This window comes from Streptomyces sp. NPDC005811 (genome assembly GCF_040630405.1).
Lineage (GTDB): Bacteria > Actinomycetota > Actinomycetes > Streptomycetales > Streptomycetaceae > Streptomyces.
The window spans coordinates 104,779-129,794 of the sequence record NZ_JBEXXK010000032.1 but is presented as its reverse complement, the minus strand read 5'-3'; the positions used below and the strand labels follow the sequence as shown (position 1 = coordinate 129,794).

Sequence of the window (25,016 nt, the reverse complement as noted above, 5' to 3'; positions counted from 1 at the left end):
AGGACGCCAGGCCCTTCAAGTGGACCAAAACCGCCGACCAGATCCTCGACCGCATCTGCCGCTACTGCGACAGGATCTCAAAACCAGGTCACTAGGTGTATTGACCCGCAGGGTTGTTCACACGGCTGACGGGTGGCTTTCCTGCGAGTGCGGTGTGGCAGCGGTGGTGGTTGTGGGTGTGCAGGAAGTCTGCCAGGGCTGCGGTGCGTTCGGTGTTGCTGGTGCAGGGCCGGACGTAGGCCCATACGTCCGGGAGGGTGCGGTTGAAGCGTTCGACCTTGCCGTTGGTCTGGGGCCGGTAGGCGCGGGTGAGTCTGCCGGTCGCGCCGAGGTCGGCGAGTGCCTGCTGCCAGGCGAAGCTCTTGCGGTAGGGCCAGGCGTTGTCGGTCAGGACCCGCTCGATGCGGTCGATGCCGCAGGTGGTGAAGAAGGCTGCGGCCCGGCGGAGGAAAGCGGCGCAGGTGGTGGCCTTCTCGTCGCCGTGGATCTCGCTGTGGGCCAGGCGGGTGTGGTCGTCGACGGCGGAGTGGACGTAGTCGAAGCCCATGCCGGCACGGCGGGGGCGGCCTGCTTGGCGGCCCAGCACCTTGTGGCCGCCCCCGCCGGGGATCCGGCCGAGGAGAATTCCTGTATCCCTTGAGCTACGCGAGCCTGGCGTCGTCGGCGGCGGTGGGTCACGGCATTGCTGCGAATGCCTCCCGGTGGTCGCGGACCCACTGCTCGAACGTCCCCGCCGGTCGGCCGAGCACTCGCGGCACGTGGCCGGTGACGTAGGCGGCACCGCCGGCGCGCGCCCAGCCGATGCCAGTGATCATCTCGGTCGGCAACCGGTCGAGCGCATGTGTATCGGTGATCTTGACCGGCCGTTCCAGCACGCGCTCCAGAATCGCCGCCTGATCTGCGAATGTCAGCAGCTCTGGCCCGGTCAGGTCGTACCGCCGCCCGTCGTGCGCGTCGCTGGTCATGGCGGCGACGGCGACCGCTGCCACGTCCCTCGGGTCGACGACGGCCTGCCGGGAGGCGCCGACAAGGTTCGGGATCGTCTCGCCGGCCTGGATCAGCGCCCGGTACCACAGGAAGTTCGAGGCGAAGCTCGGCGGGCGAAGCATCGTCCACACGAGCCCACTGGCCTCGATCGCCTCCTCTGCGGCAAGGTGCCACGCGCCGACGATCGCCCCGTCGAACCGCTCGCCGCTGCCGATGGCCGACAGCTTGACGATCTTACGGACGCCCGCCGCCCGCGCGGCTGTGACCAGGGCGATGTCGTGGTCCGCGGTCGGCACGGGGGGCACGGTGACGAGGAAGACCGTGTCGACGTCGGCCACCGCGCGCGCCAGCGACGCCGGGTCGTCGAAGTCGGCCCGCACCCCTCCGTGCAGCCGGCGGCGGGACATCGCCCGGAACGGCACACCCCGCTCGGTGAGCAGACGGACGACATGACTACCGATGGTGCCGGTGGCACCGGTAACAAGGATCATGCCCCGACGATGACAGCGCTCTCACGCCGCGTGATAGGAAGTTTCGGCACTATCGTGGACCACGTGAGCTCGCTCGAAATGCCGCCTGCCCTTCTGCGTTGGGTGGCCGGGATCGATGTCGCCACGGCGACGCGTTCGGCGGCGGTCGACGTGCCCGATCACGCCACCACACTTCTCCTGCGCATCGACAAGCGTGAGCTGATCGTCATGGGCCCCCGCACCCGGGCCGCCTATCACGTCGGCGCGCCCGGCCACTCGTGCGTGCGGGTTCGCATGCGGCCGGGTCGTGCCCAGGCCCTGCTCGGCCGTCCGCTGCGTGATCTCGCCGATCGGGCCCTGCCGCTCCGGGAACTACCGGGCCTGGACGTCGACCAGCTCGCCGCCGACCCGATCGCCGCTCTCGAAAAAGCATTGGCCCACCGCCCGGAGCCCCCGGAGCGGCTCGAAGAAGCGGCACACCTCCTGGTCGGCGCCACTGTCGCCACGACCGCGGCCCGGTTGCACATCAGTGAGCGCCGCCTGCACACCCTGTTCACCGACGGCACCGGCTTGTCCCCCAAGCACTTCGCACGCATCGACCGCGTTCGCACCGTGCTCGCGGCCGATGTCGGCCGGTGGTCGGACATCGCTGCGACGGCGGGTTACTACGACCAGTCCCACATGACGGCCGAGTTCCGCCACTTCATGGGTGTCCCGCCGGCCGCGTTCACTGCCGGTCGGCGTCCCGCCGCAACTCCGTGCACCGCTTGAGGTTCCGGTCCCCCGGTGAGGGCTCTCCGTGCGGGACGGCCGTCCCGCACGGAGAGCCGGGTTCACCCAGGGTGGACCGTCCGAGGCTCAACCCACCGTGCAGGCGGCCCCGTTGAGGGTGTAGGCGCCCGGTGCCGCGCTGTTGCCCGTGTGGTTCGCCTGGTAGCCGATGCCGACGCTCGCGTTCGGGGCGATGGTGGCGTTGTACGACGCGTTCGTCGCCGTCACCGCCCCGGAGGCCGGGGTGTACGTGGCGCCCCAGCCGTTGGTGATGGTCTGGCCGGAGGGCAGGGTGAAGGCGAGCTGCCAGCCGTTGACCGTGGTGGTGCCGGTGTTGGTGACGGTCACCGAGGCGGTCAGCCCGGTGTTCCAGGCGTTGGTCGTGACGGTCACCTTGCAGCCGCCGGGCTGGGGCTGGGGCGCCGGTCCGCCGCTGTCGAGGCCGAAGAACGTGAGCGCGCGGGCCGCCATGCCGTAGGTGTACAGGTTGTGGCCGATGCCCTGGAGGCTGATCGCCTCCACCGGGGCCTGGTCACCGGTGCCGCCGTAGCGGGTGCGGGTCCAGCCGGACTGCGGTGCGTCCGTGGCGGCCGGGGTCTGCCCGATGCCCCGCACGTTCGTCCACTGCTTGATCTCCTCCCCGAAGTTGGGGTAGCGCAGGACATCGTCCTCGGTGCCGTGCCAGAGCTGCATCCGGGGCCGGGTGCCGGTGTACCCGGGGTAGGCGGCGCGGGCGAGGTCGCCCCACTCCTGCGCGGTGCGGATCACCGTGCCGCCGGAGCAGGCGCTGTTCCACTCGGAGCCGTCGGTGGTGGCGAAGCAGCCGAAGGGGACGCCGGAGAAGGCGGCGCCCGCCGCGAAGACGTCCGGGTAGTCGCCGAGCAGGACGTTGGTCATCATCGCGCCGGAGGAGATGCCGGTGGCGTAGACGCGGCTCGTGTCGGCGGCGTAGTTCGCGGTGACCCAGTCGACCATGGACTTGATGCCGACGGGATCGCTGCCGCCGCCGCGCTTGAGGGCCTGGGGCGAGGAGACGTCGAAGCACTTGCTGCTGCGGGTGACCGACGGGTAGACCACGATGTACCCGTACTGATCGGCCAGCGTGTCGTACTCGGTGCCGTTGTACATGTCGGGGCCGGAGCCGGTGCACCAGTGCACGGCGACCAGGACGGCCGGGTGCGCGGTGACGCTCGCCGGCACGTAGACGTACATCCGCAGACCGCTGGGGTTGGTGCCGAAGTCGGTGACCTCGGTGAGGGTGGCGGTCGGGACGGGTGCCGCGGCCTGCGGGCGGGCCGCGGCGGCGGGGGCGGTGAGCAGGGCCGCGGCGAGCAGGAGGGCGAGGGCTCCCCCCAGGGAGCGCAGCGCTCTCCGTAAGAAGTCGGTCACGTGCTTGTCCCTTTCTGGTGGGGGCTCGGGGGACGTCGTACGTGGAGTCCGTCTCGCATGGTGGCATGCACACGCTTGCCATGGAAGCGCTCCCACGGCATTCGCGTACGGCGGCGCGTTCTGCGCAAAGCGTTGACTAGAAAGCGCTTGCCCTCTACGTTCCGTTCAGCAGTGTGACCGAGCCACTCCGCAAGATCCCCAAAAGGTCGCACTACCGGCATTGTGTTGTTCAGATACAAGAACATCAATCATGAATGCGTTCTCCCCACCCTTCCGAAGGGACGCATCCGCATGCGCACGGATCCCCCACGTACACAGGCGCAAAGGTCCGCTCTCGTGGCGGCCGCCGCCGCTCTCGCCACGACGGCGGTGCTCGCCCTCCCCCAGCCGGCCGGTGCGGCCGACACCTCGCCGGTCGGGTTCGGCGCCGGGACGACCGGCGGCGGGAGCGCCACGGCGGTCACCGTCTCGACACTGGACGCCTTCAAGGCGGCGGTGACCGGCGGCACCGCGAAGGTCGTGAGGGTCAACGGCCTGATCTCGCTGAGCGGTCAGGTCGACATCGGCTCCAACACGACCGTCCTGGGCGTCGGTTCGTCGTCCGGGTTCACCGGCGGCGGGCTGCGGCTGAAGAAGGTGACGAACGTCGTCGTCCGCAATCTGAACATCAGCAAGCCGCTGAAACCGGCCGACGGCATCGAGGTCCAGGCCTCGACGAAGGTGTGGATCGACCACAACTCCTTCTCGGCGGACCGTGATCACGACAAGGACTACTACGACGGCCTGCTGGACATCAACCACGCCTCGGACTACGTGACGGTGTCCTGGAACACCTTCAAGGACCACTTCAAGGGCTCGCTCGTCGGACACAGCGACAACAACGCGAGCGAGGACACCGGGCACTTGAGGGTGACGTACCACCACAACCTGTTCAGCAACGTCTACTCGCGCATCCCCAGTCTGCGGTTCGGCACCGGGCACTTCTACGACAACTACGTCGTCGGCGCCGAGACGGCCGTCCATTCCCGCATGGGCGCCCAGATGCTGGTCGAGAACAACGTGTTCCGCTCGACCCCGGTCGCCGTGACCACCAGCCGGGACAGCGACGTGGACGGCTACGCCAACCTCACCGGCAACGACCTCGGCGGAGCCGCGACCGAGGTGTCACAGGTGGGGACCTTCACCACGCCGCCCTACAGCTACACCGCCGAGCCCGCCTCGGCCGTCGTCGCCTCGGTGACGTCCGGCGCGGGCGCCGGAAAGCTCTGACCACCCCCGACCAGCCCTCCCACCAGCCCTCCGACCAGCCCTCCGACCAGGAAGAAGGAATTCGGGACATGACTTCTTCGGCACGTCCACGCGCCTTCGTGCGCGCGCTGACCGGCGCACTGGCCGCCCTCGGCCTCTCGCTTGGCATGATCACGACATTGGGCTCCGCGCCCGCGAACGCCGCCACCTGGCCCACCGCGACCGGCAGCCAGGCCGTCTCCTCCACCATCTCCGTGTCCGGGACCAAGGACTACGGGTACCTCCGTCTCTACGGCACCGGCGACCTGGGCAGCGGCAGCCAGGACGAGGACCAGGGACCGATCCTGGAGCTGGCCGACGGCGCCGTGCTCAAGAACGTCATCATCGGCGCCCCGGCCGCCGACGGCGTCCACTGCAAGGGCAGCTGCACGCTCCAGAACGTGTGGTGGGAGGACGTCGGCGAGGACGCCGCCACCTTCAAGGGCACCTCCTCGTCGAGCGTCTACACCGTCTACGGCGGGGGCGCGAAGGCCGCCAGCGACAAGGTGTTCCAGTTCAACGGCGCGGGCAAACTGGTCGTCTCGAAGTTCGCCGTGCAGAACTTCGGCACCTTCGTCCGGTCCTGCGGCAACTGCAAGACGCAGTACAAGCGGACGATCATCCTGAACACCATCGAGGTCACCTACCCGGGCGGCCGGATCGCCGGCATCAACACCAACTACGGCGACAGCGTGGCGCTGCGCGCCATCACGGTGGTGGGCGACAGCAGCAAGAAGATCATCCCCTGCCAGAAGTACATCGGGAACAACACGGGCGCGGAGCCGACCACCAACGGCACCAGCGCCGACGGCACGTACTGCAACTACACGGCGGCCGACCTCACCTACCAGTAGCCCGCCCGCACACCCTCGTCCCCCCACGGTGAAGGCGGCCGTACGAAGCGTCCCCGCACGGCGCTTCGCACGGCCGCCGCTCCTATGCCCGGGCGCCGAGGGCGATCCCGGCGAGCGTGCGGCGGTGGTGCTCGTAGGCGGTCCGCAGCGCCGGGCCCGGCCAGTCGGCGGGCAGCAGCGCGGGCGGCAGCACCGGGTCGGCCAGCAGATGCCGTACGACGGCGGCCAGGGCCGTGAAGAGGTCGGCCGGCCCGGGTGAGCGCTCCACATGGGCGAGCAGAGCCCTCGCCGTGCCCGCCCAGGCGTCGAGCGGCCACAGGCTCGCGGCCAGCTCGGAGGCGGGGGACGCCGGGCGGGTGGTGAGGCGCTCAAGGACCTGGTCGAGGTCCCCGGGCCAGGGCCGGCCCAGGTTGGCGGGGCGCAGCCAGACGCCCTCGCGGAGTTCGGCGAGCCGGAGGGCGGTCAACCGGGTGCGCAGGTCGGCGCGTTCGGCGGGGCCCCGGCCGGTCGCGGTGATCACGGCCATCTCCCAGTCGCCCTCCCACGCGCGCGTGTCGGGACTGACGGCGTCGTCCTGTCGGCGCCGGCGCTCCAGCAGCCGGTCGCTGAGCCGGTAGACCGTGTCCGTGCGCCGCAGATCGCCTGCGGCCACCATCCTGCTGAGCGCGGCCCGCACGGTCGATCCGCCCACCCCGAAGGGCTCCACGCCGCGCACCAGGTCCCGCGCGGGCAGCTCGGGCGGGTGCGCGCCCAGCAGCAGGCTCAGCACCACCGACCGGGCCGACAGCGGGCGCAGATCGACCCCTCCGGGTTCCGCCGAGACGTTCATCCGCATGGACACGTACTGTACGTCCCGCGCGCATGATGTTGCGCTATTGATGCAACCGAAGGGAAAGTGCAACATGGCCGTATGACCTCGACACTCCCGCAGAACCCGCCGTACGCCACGCACGACGTGGCCAATCAGCCGCCGCCGCTGTCCCCCTACGACGCCTCCGACGACACCGCCCTCCTGGAGGGGCTGCGGCGGGAGGGCGCCGGCTGGGCGGAGCCGGAGGTGCGCCGGCTCGGGCTGCTGGCCGGTGGCCCCGAGGCACAGGAGTGGAGCGAGCTGGCCAACCGGCACGAACCGGTGCTGCGCACGCACGACCGGTACGGCCACCGGGTCGACGAGGTCGACTTCCATCCGAGCTGGCACGAGCTGATGCGGGTGGCGGTCGCCGAGGGCCAGGCGGGCGCGGCGTGGGCGGACGAGCGGCCCGGCGCGCATGTCGCGCGGACGGCGGGCGGGCTGGTGTGGGGGCACACCGACGCCGGGCACGGCTGCCCGACGTCGATGACGTACGCGGCCGTCCCCGCCCTGCGCCGCCAGCCGGAGCTGGCGAAGGTGTACGAGCCGCTGCTGACGAGCCGGGAGTACGACCCGGGGCTGCGGGTGCCGACGCAGAAGCGCGGGCTGCTGGCCGGCATGGGGATGACCGAGAAGCAGGGCGGCTCGGACGTCCGGACGAACACCACGGCGGCCTCGCCGACGGCGGAGCCCGGTGTGTACACCCTGCGCGGGCACAAGTGGTTCACGTCGGCGCCGATGTGCGACCTGTTCCTGGTGCTGGCGCAGGCCCCGGGCGGGCTGTCCTGCTTCCTGGTGCCGCGCGTGCTGCCGGACGGCACCCGCAACACGTTCCGCATCCAGCGGCTGAAGGACAAGCTGGGCAACCGCTCCAACGCGTCCTCGGAGCCCGAGTTCGACGGGACCGTGGCCTGGCTGGTGGGACCGGAGGGGCAGGGGGTGAAGACCATCATCGAGATGGTCAACTGCACCCGGCTGGACTGCGTGATGATGTCGGCGGCGCTGATGCGCAAGACGCTCGTCGAGGCGGGTCATCACGTACGGCACCGGAGCGCCTTCGGAGCCCGGCTGCTGGACCAGCCGCTCATGCGGAACGTCCTGGCCGATCTGGCGCTGGAGTCGGAGGCGGCGACCACGCTGACGCTGCGGCTGGCCGGGGCGGCCGACCGCGCGGTGCGCGGGGACGAAGGTCAGAGGTCCGAGCGGGCCTTCCGGCGGATCGCCACCGCCGTCGGCAAGTACTGGGTGACCAAACGGGGTCCGGCCTTCACGGCCGAGGCGCTGGAGTGCCTCGGCGGGAACGGCTATGTCGAGGACTCCGGCATGCCCCGCCACTACCGCGAGGCACCGCTGCTGTCGATCTGGGAGGGCTCGGGGAACGTCAACGCCCTGGACGTCCTGCGCGCGTTGACGCGCGAACCGGGGACCGCGGAGGCGCTGTTCGGTGAACTCGCCCTGGCGCGCGGGGCGGACGCCCGGCTGGACGCGGCCGTCGCGCGGCTGCGGTCCGACCTCGGCGCGGCGACCCCGTCCGGGGCCCGCCGGCTGGTGGAGCGGATAGCCCTCACCCTCCAGGCCTCCCTCCTGGTCCGGTACGCCCCGCCCGCGGTGGCGGACGCGTTCTGCGCGACCCGGCTCGGCGGCGACTGGGGCCACGCCTTCGGCACCCTTCCCGACGGGGCCGATGTCGGCGCGATCCTGGAGCGGAGCCTTCCCGCAGGACTTCCCGCCATGAACTGAGCTTCCTCACCTGTGAGTTGTCGCCGGATTCCGCTTCGTTGTCGGTGACGTGGTGCAGACTCGTGACCGGTTGGCACTTCCGACACTCCGTCCGGGGGAGGACACCGTGTTCACGGGGATCGACCGCGTCGACTGGGCGGCGCTGCGCCATGCCCACGGCAGCGCGGAGGACGTGCCCGGACTCCTCAGGGGGCTCGCCTCCGAGGAGCCCGGGACACGGCACGGCGCGCTGGACGGGCTGTACGACGCGGTGCACGGCGAGGGCAGGGTGTACGACGCGACGCTCGCCTGTGTTCCGTTTCTGCTCGCGCTGGCCGCCGACGAGCGCGTACCGGAGCGGGGTGGGCTGGTGGAGTTGCTGGTCAGCATCGGGACGGCGACGACCGGGGCCGGCGCCGCCGTGGGGGCGGGCGGCGAGGTGTTCGCCCGGCTGACCGGGGATCCGGACCCGGAGGTGCGGCGCGCGGCGGCGGGAGCGCTCGTACGGTTCCTGGACGAACCGGCGCGGGTGCTGGGGCTGTTGCGGCGGCGGCTCGCGGTGGAACGCGAGGACCGGCTGGTGATCTCGCTGGTCGAGTGTCTCGGCGAGTTCGCGCGCCGGTGCTCCGGCGGGAGCGGCGAGGCGGTGGAACTGCTGGCCGGGCTGAGCGCCGCTCCGTACCGGCCGGGGTCCCGGCTGGCCGCGCTGGGGCAGCTCGCCGCCCACGCTCCCGGGCGGCTTCCGGCCGACCTGGTACCCACGGTTCTGGGGCTCCTGGAGGAGCGCGCCGGGGATCGCGCCCGCCACGCGCGCGTACCGGCGGACGGGGCGGCGTACTCGCTGGCCGACCGGCTGCGCCGGCTGGCCCCCTCCGACGAGGAGGGCGCCCGGCTGCTGCGCACGCTGCACACCGCGCTCGACGACCGGCTGACCGACCGGATCGCCCTGCTGCACGGGCAGCTGACGGGGCCGGTCCCGGCCGACCGGTACTCCGCGCTGCCGCTGTGCGCCGCGCTGTTCCGGGAGTGGCGGGGCGATCACCGTGCGACGGTGGCGCTCATCGGCGAGGGCCTGCGGGGCACGGTGGACGGGGAGCGGGACCGGTGGTGCGACACCGCCGTGTCGGTCCTGGAGTCCCTGTTCGCGCTGGCCGCCCCGGCCGCCGACGGCCTCCACGCGCGCGTGGTCGCACGGCCCGACCTGTGGGTGCGGCGGTGGCCGCCCGAGGCGCCGGCGCTGGGGGCGCCGCTGCGGGCCCTGGCCCGGGCCGGGGATCCACGCGCGGTCCCGGTGCTGGCCCGGCTGGCGGAGGAACCCGTCCCGCCCCGGGACCTGGGTTCCGTCGTCGTCCACCTGGGTGCCCGCGCGGCCCCGCTGGCACCGGCCCTGCGGCGGGCGCTCGCGGCGACACCGCCGGGTGCGCCCGAGAGGGCGCTGCCCCTGGTGGCGGCGGTGGGGGTGTTACGGGACGGGGAGGCCGTGCCGTCGCTGCTGCGGTTGCTGAAGGACGTACCGGAGTACCAGGAGGGCGAGCACGCGCTCGCCGTGGTGGACGCCCTGTGGTCGATCGAGGGCGACGCGGGGGCGGTGCTGCCCGTCCTGCTGCGGGAGGCGGCGCGCGGGGACTCCCGGTGCCGGGCGCGCGCCGCCCGCGGTCTGGGGCGGCTCGGCGGTGCCGCGCGTGCGGCCCTCCCCGTGCTGCGCGCCATGGCGGCCCCCGGGCGCCCCGGACCGGAGCGGACGGCCGCCGCCTGTGCGGTGGCCCGGGTCACCCGGGAGGTGGAGCCGGGCGACGCCGCGCTCCTGCGCGCCGCCTGGGCCGGGCACCCGCACACGCGCGTGGACATCGCCGCCTGTCTGGCAGCCCTCGGCCCCGGCGCGGCGCCCCTGCGGGACCTCGCCGCGGCGGAGCTCGCCGCACCCCGCCGGCACACCGCCCGCCCGGACGGCCACGGCAGTCATGACATCCCGAGGGACGAGGAGCTGCTGCGGCTGTGCCGGGAGGTGGTGAGCGGATCGGCGTAGGAGCGTGCGGCGGCTGCCGGTCAGCTCATCGGGCGGCGGCCCCGGAGGGCGTCGAAGCGGGCCCAGTCGGTGTCCCACTGTTCGATGCGGCGCTGTTCCAGACGTCCGCGCAGCAGCCGGCCGCCCGCGAAGGGCAGCGCCGCCGCGGCCACACCGGCCAGGCCGCCCACCATGGCGGAGCGGAGCCGGGCCTGGGCGGGGGTGGCGGGCTGGGTGACCAGGCGGCCTTGGCGGTCCGTCCAGACGGTGACCGGTGTGCCGGCGGGGCTGCCGGTCTCGACTCTGACCTGACCGGTGTGCGCGGAGCCGTCCGGGCCGGTCCAGGAGACCTTCGCCCAGACCATGTCGCCGCCGGCCGCGCCGGACTGCCGGCCGGCCTTGCCCGGCGCCGGTTCGGTCAGCCGGGCCTCCAGGGGACGCCACTCGACGCGCTCCCTGGCCAGCCCGTGTTCGACGGACCCGGCGGCCCCCCATCCCGCCAGGACCCCGACGAGGACGGTCAGTGCCCAGGCACCGAGCACGACCCAGGCCTCCACCGCGTCGGCGCGACGCCTGAGCGGGTTGCGCCGCCAGCGCCACAGCCACACCTTCGGACCACGGAACGCCATCGAAGGCTTCCTCCTCATGAGCGCACGAACATCCTTGGACCGCCCTCCCATACGGGGCAGGCGGTCCGGATGCTCAGGGCTAGTCCCTCGTCCCGGGGACCGCACGCGTCCCGGGGCCCCGCTCGGGCGTCCGTCCGACCCGGGTCAGGAAGCCCCGGCCTGGACCGGCACGACCGCTGTGACCTGCGGTGACGGGCTGTCCGGAGGTGACTGTCAGTGGCGGGGTGCAGACTGGCCGGTGTCCGGGACAACGAGGTCGAGGACACATCGGAGGAGAGCGGCATGACCGAGGTGATGCTCGCCGTGGGCACGCGCAAGGGCCTGTTCATCGGGCGCCGGCGCGGCAGCACATGGGAGTTCGACGAATCCCCGTACTTCAACGCACAGGCGATCTATTCGGTCGCCATCGACACGCGCGGCGACCGGCCGAGGCTGCTGGCCGGCGGTGACAGCGCGCACTGGGGCCCGTCGGTGTTCCACTCCGACGACCTCGGCCGGACCTGGACCGAACCGGCCACGCCCGCCGTCAGGTTCCCGCAGGACACGGAGGCCTCCCTGGAGCGGGTGTGGCAGCTGCACCCGGCGGCGGCCGAGCCCGACGTGGTCTACGCGGGGACGGAACCGGCGGCGCTGTACCGCTCGGAGGACCGCGGGGAGACCTTCGAGCTGGTCCGCCCGCTGTGGGAGCATCCGACGCGCTCGAAGTGGGTGCCGGGCGGCGGCGGGGAGGGCCTGCACACCGTCCTGACCGACCGGCGCGACCCCGACGCGGTGACGGTGGCGGTGTCCACGGCCGGGGTCTTCCGCAGCACCGACGGCGGGGCGAGCTGGGAGCCCTCCAACTCCGGTGTCTCGGCGGTGTTCCTGCCGGATCCGCACCCGGAGTTCGGCCAGTGCGTGCACAAGATCGCCCAGGACGCGGCCACCCCGGACCGGCTCTATCTGCAGAACCACTGGGGGGTCTACCGCAGCGACGACACCGGCCGGAACTGGACGGACATCGGCGCGGGCCTGCCCTCCACGTTCGGCTTCGCGGCCGCCGCCCATCCCACGCGCGGGGACACGGCGTACGTCTTCCCGATCAACGCCGACGCGGACCGGGTCCCCGCCGGCCACCGGTGCCGGGTGTTCCGTACGGCGGACGCGGGCGCAAGCTGGGAGCCGCTCACGGCGGGCCTGCCGCAGGAGGACCACTACGGCACGGTGCTGCGCGACGCGCTGTGCACGGACGACGCGGATCCGGCGGGCGTGTACTTCGGCAACCGCAACGGCGAGGTGTTCGCCTCGGCCGACGACGGCGACAGCTGGCGGCAGTTGGCGTCCCATCTGCCCGACGTGCTCTGTGTGCGGGCCGCGGTGATCGGATGAGTCCGGTGGGGGGATCATGGGGCGTTGGCCACCGGTTGATCATCGCCGTGTGTACGGCAGTAGGGTGACGCCCGTGGCACCACGACCCTTGCATGAAATCGTCGAACCGGGCTGGGCGAAGGCCCTGGAACCGGTGGCCGGACAGATCGCCGGGATGGGCGACTTCCTGCGCGCGGAGATCGCCGCGGGACGCACCTACCTCCCGGCCGGACAGAACGTTCTCCGGGCCTTCCAGCAGCCCTTCGACGACGTTCGCGTCCTGATCGTCGGACAGGATCCCTACCCCACGCCGGGGCACGCGGTGGGACTGTCCTTCTCGGTCGCGCCGGACGTCCGCCCGCTGCCCGGCAGCCTGATCAACATCTATCGGGAGATGAACTCCGACCTCGGCCTGCCCGAGCCCTCCAACGGCGATCTGACGCCGTGGACGCGGCAGGGCGTGCTCCTGCTCAACAGGGCGCTCACCACGGCCCCGCGCAAGCCCGGCGCACACCGCGACAAGGGCTGGGAGGCGGTCACCGAGCAGGCGATACGCGCGCTGGCGGCGCGCGGCAAGCCGCTGGTGTCCATCCTGTGGGGCCGGGACGCCCGCAATCTGCGTCCGCTGCTGGGCGATCTGCCCTCGGTGGAGTCCGCGCACCCCTCCCCCATGTCGGCGGACCGCGGCTTCTTCGGCTCGCGGCCGTTCAGCCGGGCCAACGACCTGCTGGTCCGGCAGGGAGGTCAGCCGGTGGACTGGCAACTGCCGTGACCGTCCCCGCGGATCCGGAGCGCCGCCACGGCATCCTCGCCGTGGACTCGGGCGGCTCGGGTCTGCGGGTGGCCGTGGGCACCGCCGGGGCAGGTGCCCTGGCCGGGCGTTCCTCGCCGGTGCCGGTGCGCACCGGGGAGCGGGGCATCGATCCCGGGGATCTGATGGACCGACTGGTGCCGATGGTGCGGGCGTTGACAGCGGAGACCGGGGTCGCGGGACTGACCACGGCCGTCGTGGGCGCGGCCGGACTGGCCACCCTGGGCGACGGACTGCGGGCCGAACTCCCGGACGCCCTCACGCGCGCGTTCGGCGTCCGGACGACCGCGCTGGCCGCCGACGCCGTGACCGCGTACACCGGCGCGCTCGGTGCGCGGCCGGGCGCCGTGGTCGCCGCCGGCACCGGTCTGATCGCGATCGGCACGGATCTGACGGGCTGGCAGCGGGCGGACGGCTGGGGCCATCTGCTGGGCGACTGCGGCGGCGGCGCCTGGATCGGACGGGCGGGACTGGAGGCCGCGCTGCGCGCCCACGACGGGCGACCGGGCGGCTCGGCCCGGCTGCTGGCCCGCGCCGAGGAGCGGTTCGGGCCGGTGCCCGGGCTGCCGGGCCGGCTCTACCCGCGGCCGGACCGGGCGGCCGTCCTCGCCTCCTTCGCGCCCGACGTGGCCGCGTGCGCCGCGCACGACCCGGTGGCCTCGGACATCCTGCGGGCGGCGGCAGGGCACATCGCCGAGTCGGCCGCCGCGGTCTGCCCGCCGGACGGGAACCCCCCGTTCGCCCTCACCGGGGGCCTGGTGGGACTGGGTGAGCCCCTCCTCGTACCCCTGGCGGAGGAAGTCGCCCGGCTGCTGCCGCACGCGCGGCGGGTGGAGGCCGAGGGGGATCCGCTGCACGGCGGGGTGCGGATCGCCGCCGATCTGGCCGAAGGCCGACTCGCGCTGCCGGTCGACGGGTTGCTCCTGTCGGTGACGCGTCGCACGTAGGCGTGGGGTCGGGCGGGTGCGTAGGGGACGTACGGAATGAAACGTACGGAACAAGTCGTACAGCGTTACCCAAAAGAGGGATTGCTCTCTTCGAGGGCAAGTCGCCCGGAAAACACGCTGATCACTTCTGATCCGTACGTAACTCATCAGACAAAACCGGACGGATACCGCTCACCTGCACCCTCCCCGAACAGGGGAGCCCAGGAAACAAGTAACATGCGGCGCCATGAGCTCCCCCACTGGGCCCGCGTCCGGCCTGCCCGTACGAATGCCGCGCCCCCGCCAGCCCGGGCGGCACCGGCGACCCGAGCCGTTGGCGGCTCCCGAAGGCGCGCCCGCGCTCGTTCTCGCGGTGCCGGGCACCCCGAGCGCTGCCACCCGCGGCATCGCCGAGGAGACCGTGAGCATCGCCCGCTCCGAGCTCCCCGGTCTCGACGCCCGCATCGGTTACCTGGACGGGGACGACGCCGAGTTCCCCGCGCTCCAGTCCGTCCTCGCGCACGCCGCCGAGGAGCGCACCGCCCGCTACGAGCAGGCCCGCGCCGCCGGTCACGACGTCAAGGAGCCGGACGGCCCCGTCGGCGTCGTCGTGCCGCTGCTGGCCGGCCCCGACAGCGCGCTGCTGCGCCAGGTCCGCCAGGCCGTGATGGAGAGCCGGGTCGCCGCCGATCTGACCGATGTCCTCGGCCCGCACCCGCTCCTCGCCGAGGCGCTGCACGTGCGGCTGTCCGAGGCCGGTCTGGCCCGCGCGGACCGGGCCCGGCTGTTCACCGTGGCGACCGCCGCGGACGGCATCATCCTGGCCTCCGTGGGCGGCGACGAGGCCGTGCAGGCCGCCGGGATCACCGGCATGCTGCTCGCCGCGCGTCTCGCCGTACCGGTGATGGCCGCCGCGCTCGACCAGGAGGGCTCCATCGCCTCCGTGGCCGAGCAGCTGCGCTCCTCCGGCTCCCAGCAGCTCGCGCTCGCGCCGTACCTGATCGGCCCGGAGATCGACGCCGCGCTGGTCGAGGAGGCCGCGAAGGAAGCGGACTGCGCCGCCGCCGAGGCGCTCGGCGCCTACCCGGCGATCGGCAAGCTCGCGCTGGCCAAGTACACGACCGCCCTGGGCATCGCCCCACCGCAGCAGCAGGGCGCGCCGGTCCGCTGACCGACCGGCCATCAAGGACGCCGCACGACTGTCAAGGACGCCGCACGACGCGAAAGGGCCCGCTCCGCAAGAGGAGCGGGCCCTTCGCCGTGCCGGGGGCAGTCTGCGCGCAGGGCCGAGGGCCGACCCAGGACCACGCAGGAGGCGGCCCGCAGCGGCAGTGAACCCGCACGTCCGCGCAGACTGGTGGCCGGGGCACGGGTGAACCACGAGAGCGGCACCCCCTTCGCCCTGCCATCCGCACCGAAGAGGGCGCGCGACGGTCAGGACCCAGGGCCACGCCGAAGGCGGCCCCTAGCGGCAGCGAACCTGCACGCCCGCACAGGCCGGTGACCGAGCCACGGGTGAACCACGAGAGCGGCGCCCCCTTCGCCGTGCCATCCGCACCGAAGAGGGCGAGCGACGCTCAGGACCCAGGACCACGCCGAAGGCGGCCCCTAGCGGCAGCGAACCTGCACGCCCGCACAGGCCGGTGGCCGAGCCACGGGAGAAGCACGAGAGCGGCGCCCCCCTTCGCCCTGCCATCGGCACCAAAGAGGGCGAGCCACGCTCAGAACGCAACCCAGGGTCAGCCCAGGACCACGCAGGAGGCGGCCGGCAGCGGCAGGGAGCCTGCGCGGTGGGGCAGGCCCGTGGTGGGGTCGAGGGTGAACCACGTGACGTCGCCGGAGCGCTCGTTGGCGACGTAGAGGACCCTGCCGCAGGCGGAGACGGCCAGGTCTCTCGGCCAGTGGCCCCCGCAGGGCACCGTCCCGGCCGGCCGCAGCGCGTCGCCCTCCCCCTCGACGGCGAACACGGACAGCACGTCCTCGCCCCGCGTGGCGGTCCACACGAAGCGGCCGTCCGGCGCGACGGCGATGCCCGAGGGGTAGGCGTCCCCGTCGGGGGCGCCGGGCAGCACCGGCAGCTCCGCCAGGGGCTTCAGGGAGCCGTCGAGGGCGTCCCAGCGGCACACCGTGACGGTCGGGGTGAGTTCGTTGACGACGTAGGCGTACGAGCCGTCGGGATGGAAGGCGAGGTGGCGCGGCCCCGAGCCGGGGCGCAGGGCGTGCTCGCGGTGCAGGACGGGCGTGCCGTCACGCAGGGCGCACACCCGCACCGAGTCCGTCCCGAGGTCCACGCTGACCGCCCAGCGCCCGCTGGCGTCGGCCTGCACCTGGTGGGCGTGCGGCCCCTGCTGGCGGCGGGTGTGCGGGCCGGAGCCCGTGTGGTGCAGGACCCCGGATGCGGTCCGGGCGAGGGCGCCGTCCGCGCGGACGGGGACGGCGGTGACGCTGCCGGAGCCGTAGTTCGCGGTCAGGACGTGCCCGTCGAACAGGCCGAGGTGGGTGGGCCCGCTGCCGCCGACCGGCACGGGCGCTCCGGCCGCCTCCGGCAGGTCGCCGGTGACGCGGTACGCGGCCACCGCGCCCTCGGCCGTCTCGCTGACCGCGTAGAGCGTGCCGCCGTCGGGCGACAGGGCCAGATAGGAGGGGTCGGGCAGCGCGTCGAGGCTGCTGAGGGCGGTGAGCGCCCCGCTGTCAGGGTCCACGGCGGCGGTCACGATGCCGGGCCCGCCGGCCGCCGTGAACGAGCCGATGAACGCACGCCGGGTCCGTCCGCCGAGGTCTGCCACCGCTGTCCCCTCTCGGTCGCTGCTGTTCGGGGTGACGGTAGCAGTTGATCAGCGCAGGTCTAGACCAGACCCGCGCCGAAACGTCACGCCCCGACCAGTGGCGATCCGACCAGTGGCGATCCGGACGGGGTCCGCAACGGCTGGGCCAGTTCCGCCAGGGCGTGCTCCAGGCCGTGCAGGTGGGCCAGGGCGGGCTCGGCGACCGGGGGCCGTTCCACGGGGGCCGCCGCGGCGCTCTCGCCGTCCGTGAGGGCTTCCACGGCCGCCTGGACGCGCCAGCAGGCCGCGGCCAGCCGGGCGTCGTGCGAGGCCTCGGGGTCGGCGGCGACGGCGGCCAGACCGCGGCTCTCGCGGGCGCAGGCGTCCAGCAGGGCCAGCACCCGGCGGGCGCGCCGCTTGCGGCCGAGCATCGGGTTCAGCGGGTGCACGAGCGGCGCGACGGCGAGCCGGACCCGGCCGAGCAGCCGCTCCAGCTCGGCGGCCCGCCCGGCGGGGTCGGCGAACGGGTCGCCCGCGAGACGGGCGGCGGCCTCGGCGGTGCAGGCGTGGACACAGCGCAGGGCGCGCTGGATCCAGGCGTCGGTGATCGTGTGCGTGGTGACCGGCAGGACGAACAGCACGGCCAGCGCGGCGCCGAGCGCGCCCACCCCCGTCTCGGCAAGCCGGAGCGCCAGCAGCCCGGGGCCGAGGACGCCGAGAAGGCCGTAGAGCAGTTCGGCGAGCAGGGTCACCCAGAGCATCATCCAGGTGTAGGAGACGGCGGCCGTGTAGAAGATGCCGAAGACCGAGACGGCGACCAGGGCGGTGGTGAGGGCCGGGGCGCCGTGCACGGGGACCGCGACCAGGAGTCCGAGTCCGATGCCGATCACCGTGCCGAGGACCCGGCGGAAGCCGCGCACCAGGGTCTCGCCGCGCGAGGCGGTGTTGACGAAGATCCACCAGGTGGCGCCGACGGCCCAGTACCAGCGCTGCCCGGAGACGAGCTGGCCGAGGACGAGGGCGAAGCCCGCTCCGGCGGTCGCCTGGACGGCCTGGCGGGTGGTGACCCGGGCCAGGCCGCGGCCGCCCGGCGGGGCGGGCACCGGTGCCGGGGGCGTGCGGCGTTCGTAGCACCACGCCCCGAAGCGGACCGCCGCGGCGGCCGTCAGGGACAGCGCGAGGGAGGCGTACAGCTCGGGGAGCTGTCCGGTCGTCGCGTGCAGGAACTGCGCGACGAAGAACATCATGAACGCGAAGACGCCCAGGCTGTGCCCGCGCGGCCCCCAGCGGCGGGCGTACACGCCGGCGCCGATGACGGCGAGGAAGGTGAGGTCACGGGCCACGGGGTGGCCGTGCAGGACGGCCGCCGCGGTGAGGACGGGCAGGCCCACGGCGGGCAGCAGCGCGGTGGTGACCGCCTGGCCGCGCACGGAGGCGTCCGTGACGGTGAACAGGGCGAGCAGGGCCGCGAGGCCGCCGGTGACGATGCCGGGGAGCGCATGCCCGGCGAGACCGCACGCGACGACGGCCAGGCCGATGCCCAGGACGGCCCGGGCGGCGAAGCGCAGCCGGAGCCGCCCCGGGTCCGGAGCCGTGAACACCCTCTTCAGCACTGTTTCCCACCCCTGTCGGACGCCCGCACGAAAAAGGCGCCGCGGGGTCCGCAGCGCCATTGACGCGTCCATAGGAACATCCGGTCGGCAGATGGTTCAACAGGCTCCGTTCTCGCTGGACCAATGGCGCAGTGGCGGCTTCCCTCCGTCGGCCGACGGGGTGCCATCGGACCATCGGGGCGCCGATTCACCGGTCGGCCGCCGTGCGCAGGGCGCGCAGCACGTCGGCGTCGGTGAGCTGGTCGAAGTCGTCGTACCAGAGGCCGACGGCCATGAAGGCGGTCGGCCGGTGCAGGCAGATCACGTCGTCCGCCTCGGACCGCAGCAGGGCGACCGCCTCCGGGGCGCCGACCGGGACGGCCAGGACGGTGCGCCGGGGCCCCTCGCGCCGCAGGGAGCGCAGGGCGGCGCGGGCCGTGGCCCCGGTGGCGAGACCGTCGTCGACCACGATCGCGGTGCGTCCGCGCAGGTCGGGGGCGGGACGGCCCTCGCGGTAGAGCAGCTCGCGGCGGTGGAGTTCGGCGCGCTCGCGCTCCACCACCGGGGCGAGGTCACGCTCGGTGAGGCCGAGTCCGTGCAGGGTGGCCTCGTCGAAGAGCGGCTCGGCGTCGCCGACGAGCGCGCCGACGCCGAGTTCCGGCTGGAACGGCGCGCCGATCTTCCGTACGACGAGCACGTCGAGCGGCGCGTCCAGGGCGCGGGCGACCTCCTCGGCGACGGCGACACCGCCCCGGGGCAGGGCGAGGACGACGGGGTCGGGCAGTTCCCCGTTCTCCTGCCGGGCCCGCAGCACCTCGGCGAGCACGCGTCCGGCCCGGGCGCGGTCAGGGAACTGCATGGCGACCACCCCTTCCGCCCCGGCGGTCCCCTGCTGCCGGCCGCGGCGGCGGCAACCGATCGGCGCACCACCGCTCGGCCACCCCGGCGACCTGCTCCAGCGCGCCGGGCTCCTCGAACAGATGGGTGGCTCCCGGGACGACGTGGAGGGTGCACGGCCCTCGCAGCCGCGGGGCCGCCTCCTCGTTGAGCCGCAGCACCTCCGGGTCCCGGCCGCCCACGATCAGCAGCACCGGCACCCGTACGGCGTCCAGGGCGGCCTCGGCCAGGTCGGGCCGGCCGCCCCGGGAGACCACGGTCAGCACCCGGCCGGGCCGCTCGGCCGCGGCCGTCAGCGCCGCCGCCGCGCCGGTGCTGGCGCCGAACAGGACGACGGGGAGCGCCCCGGTGTCGGGCCGTGCGCCAAGCCAGTCGAGGACGGCGACCACGCGCCGGCCCAGCAGCGGTATGGCGAAGCGGTACTCGCCCGTCGACGCGTCGGCGCGTTCCTCGGGCTCGGTGAGCAGGTCGATCAGCAGGGTGCCGAGGCCTCCGGTGCGCAGTGCGGCGGCGACCCTGCGGTTGCGCGGGCTGTGCCGGGAGCTCCCGCTGCCGTGGGCGAAGAGCACCACGGCCCGGGCGTGCTCCGGTACGAGGAGGTCACCCGTGAGCGCCGCGCCGTCGACGGGTACCCGGACCGGCTGGGAGATCATCACCGTCTTCTTCCCCGGGACGGCGGCGGCGTCGCGCGTGCCTCCCCCGGCGTCCGCACGGGTCCCGTGTATCCAGCATGGCACCGGTCGGGCGGGGTTACCGTGGGGGCGTGGACGGCGGCGTCGTGACGCTGTTCCTGTGCGGCGATGTGATGCTCGGGCGCGGCGTCGATCAGGTCCTGGCGCATCCGGGCAGTCCCCGGCTGCGGGAGGACTGGGTCACGGACGCGCGGGAGTACGTGCGGCTCGCGGAGGCGGCGCACGGACCGGTCCCGGCGCCCGTGGGTCCCTCCTGGCCGTGGGGCGAGGCGCTGCGGGTGCTGGAGGAGAGCGGCCCGGACGTGCGGGTGGTGAACCTGGAGACGTCGGTCACGCGCTGTGACGCGTTCGCGCCCGGCAAGGCGATCCACTACCGGATGCATCCGGCCAACCTGGCGGCGCTGACGGTGGTCCGGCCCGACGTCTGTGTGCTGGCCAACAACCATGTGCTGGACTTCGGGCGGCCCGGTCTGGCGGAGACGCTCGGCGCGCTGGCCGGTGCGGGGCTGCGGGCGGCGGGGGCGGGGCAGGATCCGGACGAGGCCTACGCGCCCGCCGCGGTGCCCGTGCCGGGCGGCGGCCGGGTGCTGGTGTTCGCGCTGGGGGCGCTCTCCGGCGGGATCCCGCCGGACTGGGCGGCGAGCCCGACCGTGGCCGGGGTCGCCTTTCTGCCCGAGGCGTCGGCGGCCACGGCCGCCGCGGTGGTCCGTCAGGTGCGGCGGACGCGGCGCGCGGGGGATCTCGTGGTCGTGTCGGTGCACTGGGGCTCCAACTGGGGGTACCGGGTGCCCCGCGACCACACCCGGTTCGCGCATGCCCTGGTCGACGGCGGTGTCGACCTGGTCCACGGGCACTCCTCCCACCATCCGCGCGCCGTCGAGGTCTACCGCGGTCACCTCGTGCTGTACGGCTGCGGGGACTTCATCGACGACTACGAGGGCATCTCCGGCCACCCGGAGTACCGCGACGACCTGCGGATCGCGTTCCTCGTCCGGCTCGCCGCGGACACCGGTCGGCTCGCGGGGCTGCGGATGGTGCCGCTGCGGGCCCGCCGGCTGCGCCTGGAGCCGGCGCCCGCGGCGGACCGGGCCTGGCTGCGGGCGACCGTGGACCGGATCAGCCCGGGGGTCCGGGTCACCGGGGCCCCGGACGGCTCGCTCACCGTGGCGCACCCGGCCCTCGCGCACGGGCCGGCGGCGGGCTCGTGAGCCGTCCGGCCGGGCCGTTGGTACAGTCGGCGAAGATCGGTGCCGTACTCGGCGAAGATCAGTGCCGCACGAGGAGGCCGGGCGCCATGGCCGTCGACGAGCTGGACACCCGCATCCTGCGGCTGCTGCTCGAACAGCCGCGCACCAGCGTGCGGGAGTACGCGAGGATCCTCGGCGTCGCCCGCGGCACCCTCCAGGCCCGGCTGGACCGGCTGGAGCGGGACGGGGTGATCACCGGCACCGGCCCCTCGCTCTCCCCTGCGGCTCTCGGTCATCCGGTGCTCGCGTTCGTGCACATCGAGGTCACCCAGGGCCATCTCGACGACGTGGGCGACGCGCTGGCCGCGGTACCGGAGATCGTCGAGGCCTTCTCGATCACGGGCGGCGGGGATCTGCTCACCCGGGTGGTGGCGCGGGACAACGCGCATCTGGAGGACGTGATCCAGAAGCTGATCAGCCTCCCCGGAGTGGTCCGCACCCGGACCGAGGTCGCGCTGCGCGAGCGCGTGCCGTACCGGCTGCTGCCGCTGGTGGAGTCGATCGGCCGCACGGCCCGGAACTGACTCTCTCAACTTTCGATCGTGTCAGGCCCGTTGACGCCCTCCCGTCCCCCTTCTAACGTCTGGTCGACCATCCGCACGCCGTTCGCAATTTCGAACAAACGGTTGCGAACACACCCCCCTTGTGGATTCAGAGGAGCAGTACATGGCACCTCCCCTCAGCAGACGGACCCTCCTCCGGAGCGCGATCCTCGCCGCCGCCGTCCCCGGTGCCGGCGCGGCGGTGGCCCCCGCCGCCTCGGCGGCCACGCTGCCGCCGCCGGCCTCCTGGGCGCTCCAGCCCTTCGCGCTCAAGGACGTGGCCCTCGGCACCGGGATCTTCGCCACCAAGCGGAAGTTGATGCTCGATCACGCCCGCGGCTACGACGTCAACCGGCTGCTCCAGGTCTTCCGGGCCAACGCCGGCCTCTCCACGCTGGGCGCGGTCGCTCCGGGCGGCTGGGAGGGGCTCGACGGCGAGGCCAACGGCAATCTGCGCGGGCACTACACCGGGCACTTCCTGACCATGCTGGCGCAGGCGTACGCGAGCACCGGCGAGCAGGTGTTCGCCGACCGGATCGCGACCGTGGTCGGCGCGCTGACCGAGGTCCGCGCGGCCCTGCGCACGGACCCGAAGATGCTCGCCGTCACCGGCAGGTGGGGCGGTGCGCTGGAGCTGGTGCGCGGCTCCTACCAGTACGTCGACCTGCCTGCCACGGTGCTGAACGGCGCCTCCGCGATCACCCTGGCGACGTGGGTGAAGCCCACCCACGACGCCAACTGGCAGCGGGTGTTCGACTTCGGGAACAACACCACCCGGTACATGTACCTGGCGAGCCGCAACGCGAGCGGTGTGCCCCGGTTCGCCATCACGACCGGCGGCGCGGGCGGCGAGCAGGGTCTCAACGGCACGGCCGCGCTGCCGCTGAACCAGTGGAGCCACCTCGCGGTGACCCTCTCGGGCAGCACCGGCACCCTGTACGTCAACGGCACGGCCGTCGCCACGAACACGGCGATGACCCTCACCCCGGCGACGCTCGGCACGCTCACCAACAACTGGCTGGGCCGCTCGAACTACTCCGGCGACCCCCTGTACGCCGGCTGCCACGACGAGTTCAACGTGTGGTCGCGGGTGCTCACCCAGGCCGAGATCGCCTCGCTTCAGACCAACGAGGCCAAGCTCTCCTCGGCCGGACTCGGCAACCTCGCGTCGTACTGGTTCCAGGCCACCGCCGGCGGCACCTTCCCGGACGCCTCGGGCCGGGGCCTGACCGCCACCCTGAAGCGCACCTGGGGCGGGCCCAGCCACCCCGGGTTCCTGGCGGCGTACCCGGAGACGCAGTTCATCCTGCTGGAGTCGATGACCGGCAGCGACTACACCAAGGTCTGGGCGCCGTACTACACCGCGCACAAGATCCTGCGCGGTCTGCTGGACGCCTACGTCGCCACCGACGACGCCCGCGCACTCGACCTCGCGTCCGGCATGGGCGACTGGATGTACTCCCGGCTGTCGGTGCTCTCCGAGGCGACGCTCCAGCGGATGTGGGGGCTGTTCTCCAGCGGGGAGTTCGGCGGGATCGTCGAGGCGATCGTCGATCTGCACGCGTTCACCGGGAAGGCCGAACACCTGGCGCTGGCCAAGCTGTTCGACCTCGACTCGCTGATCGACGCGTGCGCCGCCAACACCGACACGCTCGACGGGCTGCACGCCAACCAGCACATCCCGATCTTCACCGGGCTGCTCAGGCTGTACGACGCGACGGGCGAGACCCGGTACCTGACCGCCGCGAAGAACTTCTGGGGCATGGTCGTACCGCACCGCATGTACGGCATCGGCGGCACCAGCACCGGGGAGTTCTGGAAGGCGCGGGACAGCATCGCGGGCACGATCAGCGCCACGAACGCGGAGACCTGCTGCGCGTACAACCTGCTCAAGCTGAGCCGGACGCTGTTCTTCCACGAGCAGACCCCGGCCTACATGGACTACTACGAGCGGACCCTGCTCAACCAGGTCCTCGGCTCCAAGCAGGACACCGCCGACGCGGAGAAGCCGCTCGTCACCTACTTCATCGGGCTCACCCCCGGCCATGTCCGCGACTACACGCCCAAGCAGGGCACCACCTGCTGCGAGGGCACCGGCATGGAGAGCGCCACCAAGTACCAGGACTCGGTGTACTTCAAGGCCGCCGACGGCAGCGCGCTGTACGTCAACCTCTACAGCCCGTCCACGCTGACCTGGGCCGAGAAGGGCGTCACGGTCACCCAGACCACCGCCTACCCGGTGGAGCAGGGCACGACGCTCACCTTCGGCGGGAGCAGCGCCGCCTTCGGGCTCAAGCTGCGGGTGCCGTCCTGGGCGACCGCCGGGTTCCAGGTGACGGTCAACGGCAGCGCGGTGAGCGGCACTCCGGTCGCCGGGAGCTACTTCACGGTGTCCCGCACCTGGAGTCCCGGTGACGTCGTACGGGTCACCGTGCCGTTCCGGCTGCGCGTCGAGAAGGCCCTGGACGACCCGTCGTTGCAGACGCTGTTCTACGGCCCGGTCAACCTTGTCGCCCGCAACTCCTCCACGAGCTACCTGCAGTTCGGGCTGTACGCCAACGCGGCGCTCTCCGGCGATCTGCTGCCCACGCTGACGCCGGTGAGCGGGAAGTCCCTCCACTACACGCTGAACGGCACCGAGTTCGCCCCGTTCTTCGAGGGCACGGAGGACCCGACGCACGCCTACGTCCGTCGCTCGGAGCCGAAGGCGGTCTTCGGGACCGTCGACTCCGGGGTCGCCAATCCCGCGAAGCCGGACGGCACCACGCTGCTCGACGAGGTGTGGGCGTCGGCCCCGTTCGCCTCCAAGGAGGCGCTCGTCGCGCGCGTGCGGACAGTGGTGGACGCCTGGGTGACCGCGGGGCTGCTGGCGTCGGCGGACGGGGAGAGGGTGGTGAGCACCGCAGGCACCGCGACTTACGTGTCCTGAGCGGCCGAGCACGGGGGCCGCGACCACCGGCGGGGCTTGCCGCCGGTAGCGCGGGCCCAGAACCAGCGACGAGGCTGCCGGCGGCGCCGCCGCGCCAAGACCAACGGCGAGGCTTGCCGCCGGTGGCGCGGCACAAAACCAACCGCGAGGCACGCCACAGCCGGTTGGCGAGGCATGCCGCCACTGGTCGCGCCCCAGGACCGACGGCCAAGCTCTCCGCTACCTGGGGCGCCACGCTCGGACCAGCGGCGGGAACTCGCCCCAGCCGATCGCACGGCACGGAGGTCAACCGCGGGGCTCGCGGCAG

General features: G+C 73.3%; 20 protein-coding genes and 1 pseudogene. 12 read left to right on the top strand and 9 right to left on the bottom strand.

Features of this window, described 5'->3' with window-relative positions; translation table 11 throughout:
* Positions 1-91: 91 nt before the first annotated feature.
* Positions 92-619, bottom strand: a pseudogene (locus tag ABZ490_RS30960) (integrase core domain-containing protein); the annotation flags it as partial.
* Between the two features lie 55 nt (positions 620-674).
* On the bottom strand, positions 675-1,478 hold the full coding sequence (locus tag ABZ490_RS30955) for an NAD(P)H-binding protein (protein WP_358997172.1): 804 nt from the start codon (positions 1,476-1,478) through the stop codon (positions 675-677).
* 54 nt (positions 1,479-1,532) lie between these two features.
* Between ABZ490_RS30955 and ABZ490_RS30950 the strand changes: the two genes are divergently transcribed.
* Positions 1,533-2,228 (top strand): AraC family transcriptional regulator, encoded by a 696-nt coding sequence (locus ABZ490_RS30950; protein WP_358997169.1) that lies wholly within the window; start codon positions 1,533-1,535, stop codon positions 2,226-2,228.
* Positions 2,229-2,315: 87 nt separating this feature from the next.
* Here ABZ490_RS30950 and ABZ490_RS30945 read toward each other — a convergent pair whose 3' ends face one another.
* Positions 2,316-3,617, bottom strand: a complete 1,302-nt coding sequence (locus ABZ490_RS30945) for a PHB depolymerase family esterase (RefSeq protein ID WP_358997167.1) — start codon at positions 3,615-3,617, stop codon at positions 2,316-2,318.
* Between the two features lie 291 nt (positions 3,618-3,908).
* Between ABZ490_RS30945 and ABZ490_RS30940 the strand changes: the two genes are divergently transcribed.
* Both ABZ490_RS30940 and ABZ490_RS30935 read left to right on the top strand, forming a co-directional pair.
* Positions 3,909-4,886, top strand: a complete 978-nt coding sequence (locus ABZ490_RS30940; protein WP_358997164.1) for a polysaccharide lyase family 1 protein — start codon at positions 3,909-3,911, stop codon at positions 4,884-4,886.
* Positions 4,887-4,954: 68 nt separating this feature from the next.
* The gene (locus ABZ490_RS30935; protein ID WP_358997161.1) at positions 4,955-5,758 is read left to right on the top strand and encodes a pectate lyase; all 804 of its coding nucleotides are present in this window, start codon (positions 4,955-4,957) and stop codon (positions 5,756-5,758) included.
* A gap of 82 nt (positions 5,759-5,840) precedes the next feature.
* Here ABZ490_RS30935 and ABZ490_RS30930 read toward each other — a convergent pair whose 3' ends face one another.
* Positions 5,841-6,593, bottom strand: coding sequence for a PaaX family transcriptional regulator C-terminal domain-containing protein (locus ABZ490_RS30930; RefSeq protein ID WP_358997158.1), 753 nt, complete (start codon positions 6,591-6,593; stop codon positions 5,841-5,843).
* A gap of 75 nt (positions 6,594-6,668) precedes the next feature.
* Here ABZ490_RS30930 and ABZ490_RS30925 point away from each other — a divergent pair, with 75 nt between their 5' ends.
* Both ABZ490_RS30925 and ABZ490_RS30920 read left to right on the top strand, forming a co-directional pair.
* On the top strand, positions 6,669-8,348 hold the full coding sequence (locus ABZ490_RS30925) for a DNA alkylation response protein (RefSeq protein ID WP_358997155.1): 1,680 nt from the start codon (positions 6,669-6,671) through the stop codon (positions 8,346-8,348).
* A 106-nt stretch (positions 8,349-8,454) separates the two neighbouring features.
* Complete coding sequence (locus tag ABZ490_RS30920) at positions 8,455-10,353, top strand: HEAT repeat domain-containing protein (protein WP_358997152.1); 1,899 nt, start codon at positions 8,455-8,457, stop codon at positions 10,351-10,353.
* 20 nt (positions 10,354-10,373) lie between these two features.
* Here the strand turns inward: ABZ490_RS30920 and ABZ490_RS30915 are convergent, their stop codons facing one another.
* On the bottom strand, positions 10,374-10,961 hold the full coding sequence (locus ABZ490_RS30915; protein WP_358997149.1) for a hypothetical protein: 588 nt from the start codon (positions 10,959-10,961) through the stop codon (positions 10,374-10,376).
* A gap of 216 nt (positions 10,962-11,177) precedes the next feature.
* Here ABZ490_RS30915 and ABZ490_RS30910 point away from each other — a divergent pair, with 216 nt between their 5' ends.
* From ABZ490_RS30910 to ABZ490_RS30895, 4 genes are all read left to right on the top strand, one after another.
* Positions 11,178-12,329, top strand: coding sequence for a sialidase family protein (locus tag ABZ490_RS30910; RefSeq protein ID WP_358997146.1), 1,152 nt, complete (start codon positions 11,178-11,180; stop codon positions 12,327-12,329).
* Positions 12,330-12,402: 73 nt separating this feature from the next.
* Positions 12,403-13,080: a uracil-DNA glycosylase gene (locus ABZ490_RS30905; RefSeq protein WP_358997143.1), complete on the top strand. Its 678-nt coding sequence runs from the start codon at positions 12,403-12,405 to the stop codon at positions 13,078-13,080.
* Positions 13,077-14,066, top strand: coding sequence for a BadF/BadG/BcrA/BcrD ATPase family protein (locus tag ABZ490_RS30900; protein WP_358997140.1), 990 nt, complete (start codon positions 13,077-13,079; stop codon positions 14,064-14,066). The genes ABZ490_RS30905 and ABZ490_RS30900 overlap by 4 nt, the downstream gene beginning before the upstream one ends.
* A gap of 226 nt (positions 14,067-14,292) precedes the next feature.
* Complete coding sequence (locus ABZ490_RS30895) at positions 14,293-15,216, top strand: hypothetical protein (RefSeq protein WP_358997137.1); 924 nt, start codon at positions 14,293-14,295, stop codon at positions 15,214-15,216.
* A 568-nt stretch (positions 15,217-15,784) separates the two neighbouring features.
* Here the strand turns inward: ABZ490_RS30895 and ABZ490_RS30890 are convergent.
* The 4 genes from ABZ490_RS30890 to ABZ490_RS30875 form a co-directional block, all read right to left on the bottom strand.
* Complete coding sequence (locus tag ABZ490_RS30890) at positions 15,785-16,831, bottom strand: lactonase family protein (RefSeq protein ID WP_358997134.1); 1,047 nt, start codon at positions 16,829-16,831, stop codon at positions 15,785-15,787.
* 83 nt (positions 16,832-16,914) lie between these two features.
* Positions 16,915-18,423 carry an FUSC family protein gene (locus tag ABZ490_RS30885; protein WP_358997131.1) on the bottom strand — a complete coding sequence of 503 codons (1,509 nt, stop codon included), beginning with the start codon at positions 18,421-18,423 and terminating at the stop codon, positions 16,915-16,917.
* Positions 18,424-18,610: 187 nt separating this feature from the next.
* Positions 18,611-19,261 (bottom strand): phosphoribosyltransferase, encoded by a 651-nt coding sequence (locus ABZ490_RS30880; protein WP_358997128.1) that lies wholly within the window; start codon positions 19,259-19,261, stop codon positions 18,611-18,613.
* Positions 19,248-19,952, bottom strand: coding sequence for an alpha/beta family hydrolase (locus tag ABZ490_RS30875; protein WP_358997124.1), 705 nt, complete (start codon positions 19,950-19,952; stop codon positions 19,248-19,250). Before ABZ490_RS30875 ends, ABZ490_RS30880 begins: the two co-directional genes overlap by 14 nt.
* A 110-nt stretch (positions 19,953-20,062) precedes the next feature.
* On the opposite strand from ABZ490_RS30875, the gene ABZ490_RS30870 reads away from it, so the two are divergent.
* From ABZ490_RS30870 to ABZ490_RS30860, 3 genes are all read left to right on the top strand, one after another.
* Positions 20,063-21,199, top strand: coding sequence for a CapA family protein (locus tag ABZ490_RS30870; protein ID WP_358997121.1), 1,137 nt, complete (start codon positions 20,063-20,065; stop codon positions 21,197-21,199).
* A gap of 86 nt (positions 21,200-21,285) precedes the next feature.
* A complete protein-coding gene (locus tag ABZ490_RS30865) occupies positions 21,286-21,762 on the top strand; it encodes an Lrp/AsnC family transcriptional regulator (RefSeq protein ID WP_358997118.1) in 477 nt (158 codons plus the stop codon).
* Between the two features lie 142 nt (positions 21,763-21,904).
* Positions 21,905-24,709: a beta-L-arabinofuranosidase domain-containing protein gene (locus ABZ490_RS30860; protein WP_358997115.1), complete on the top strand. Its 2,805-nt coding sequence runs from the start codon at positions 21,905-21,907 to the stop codon at positions 24,707-24,709.
* Positions 24,710-25,016 lie beyond the last annotated feature (307 nt).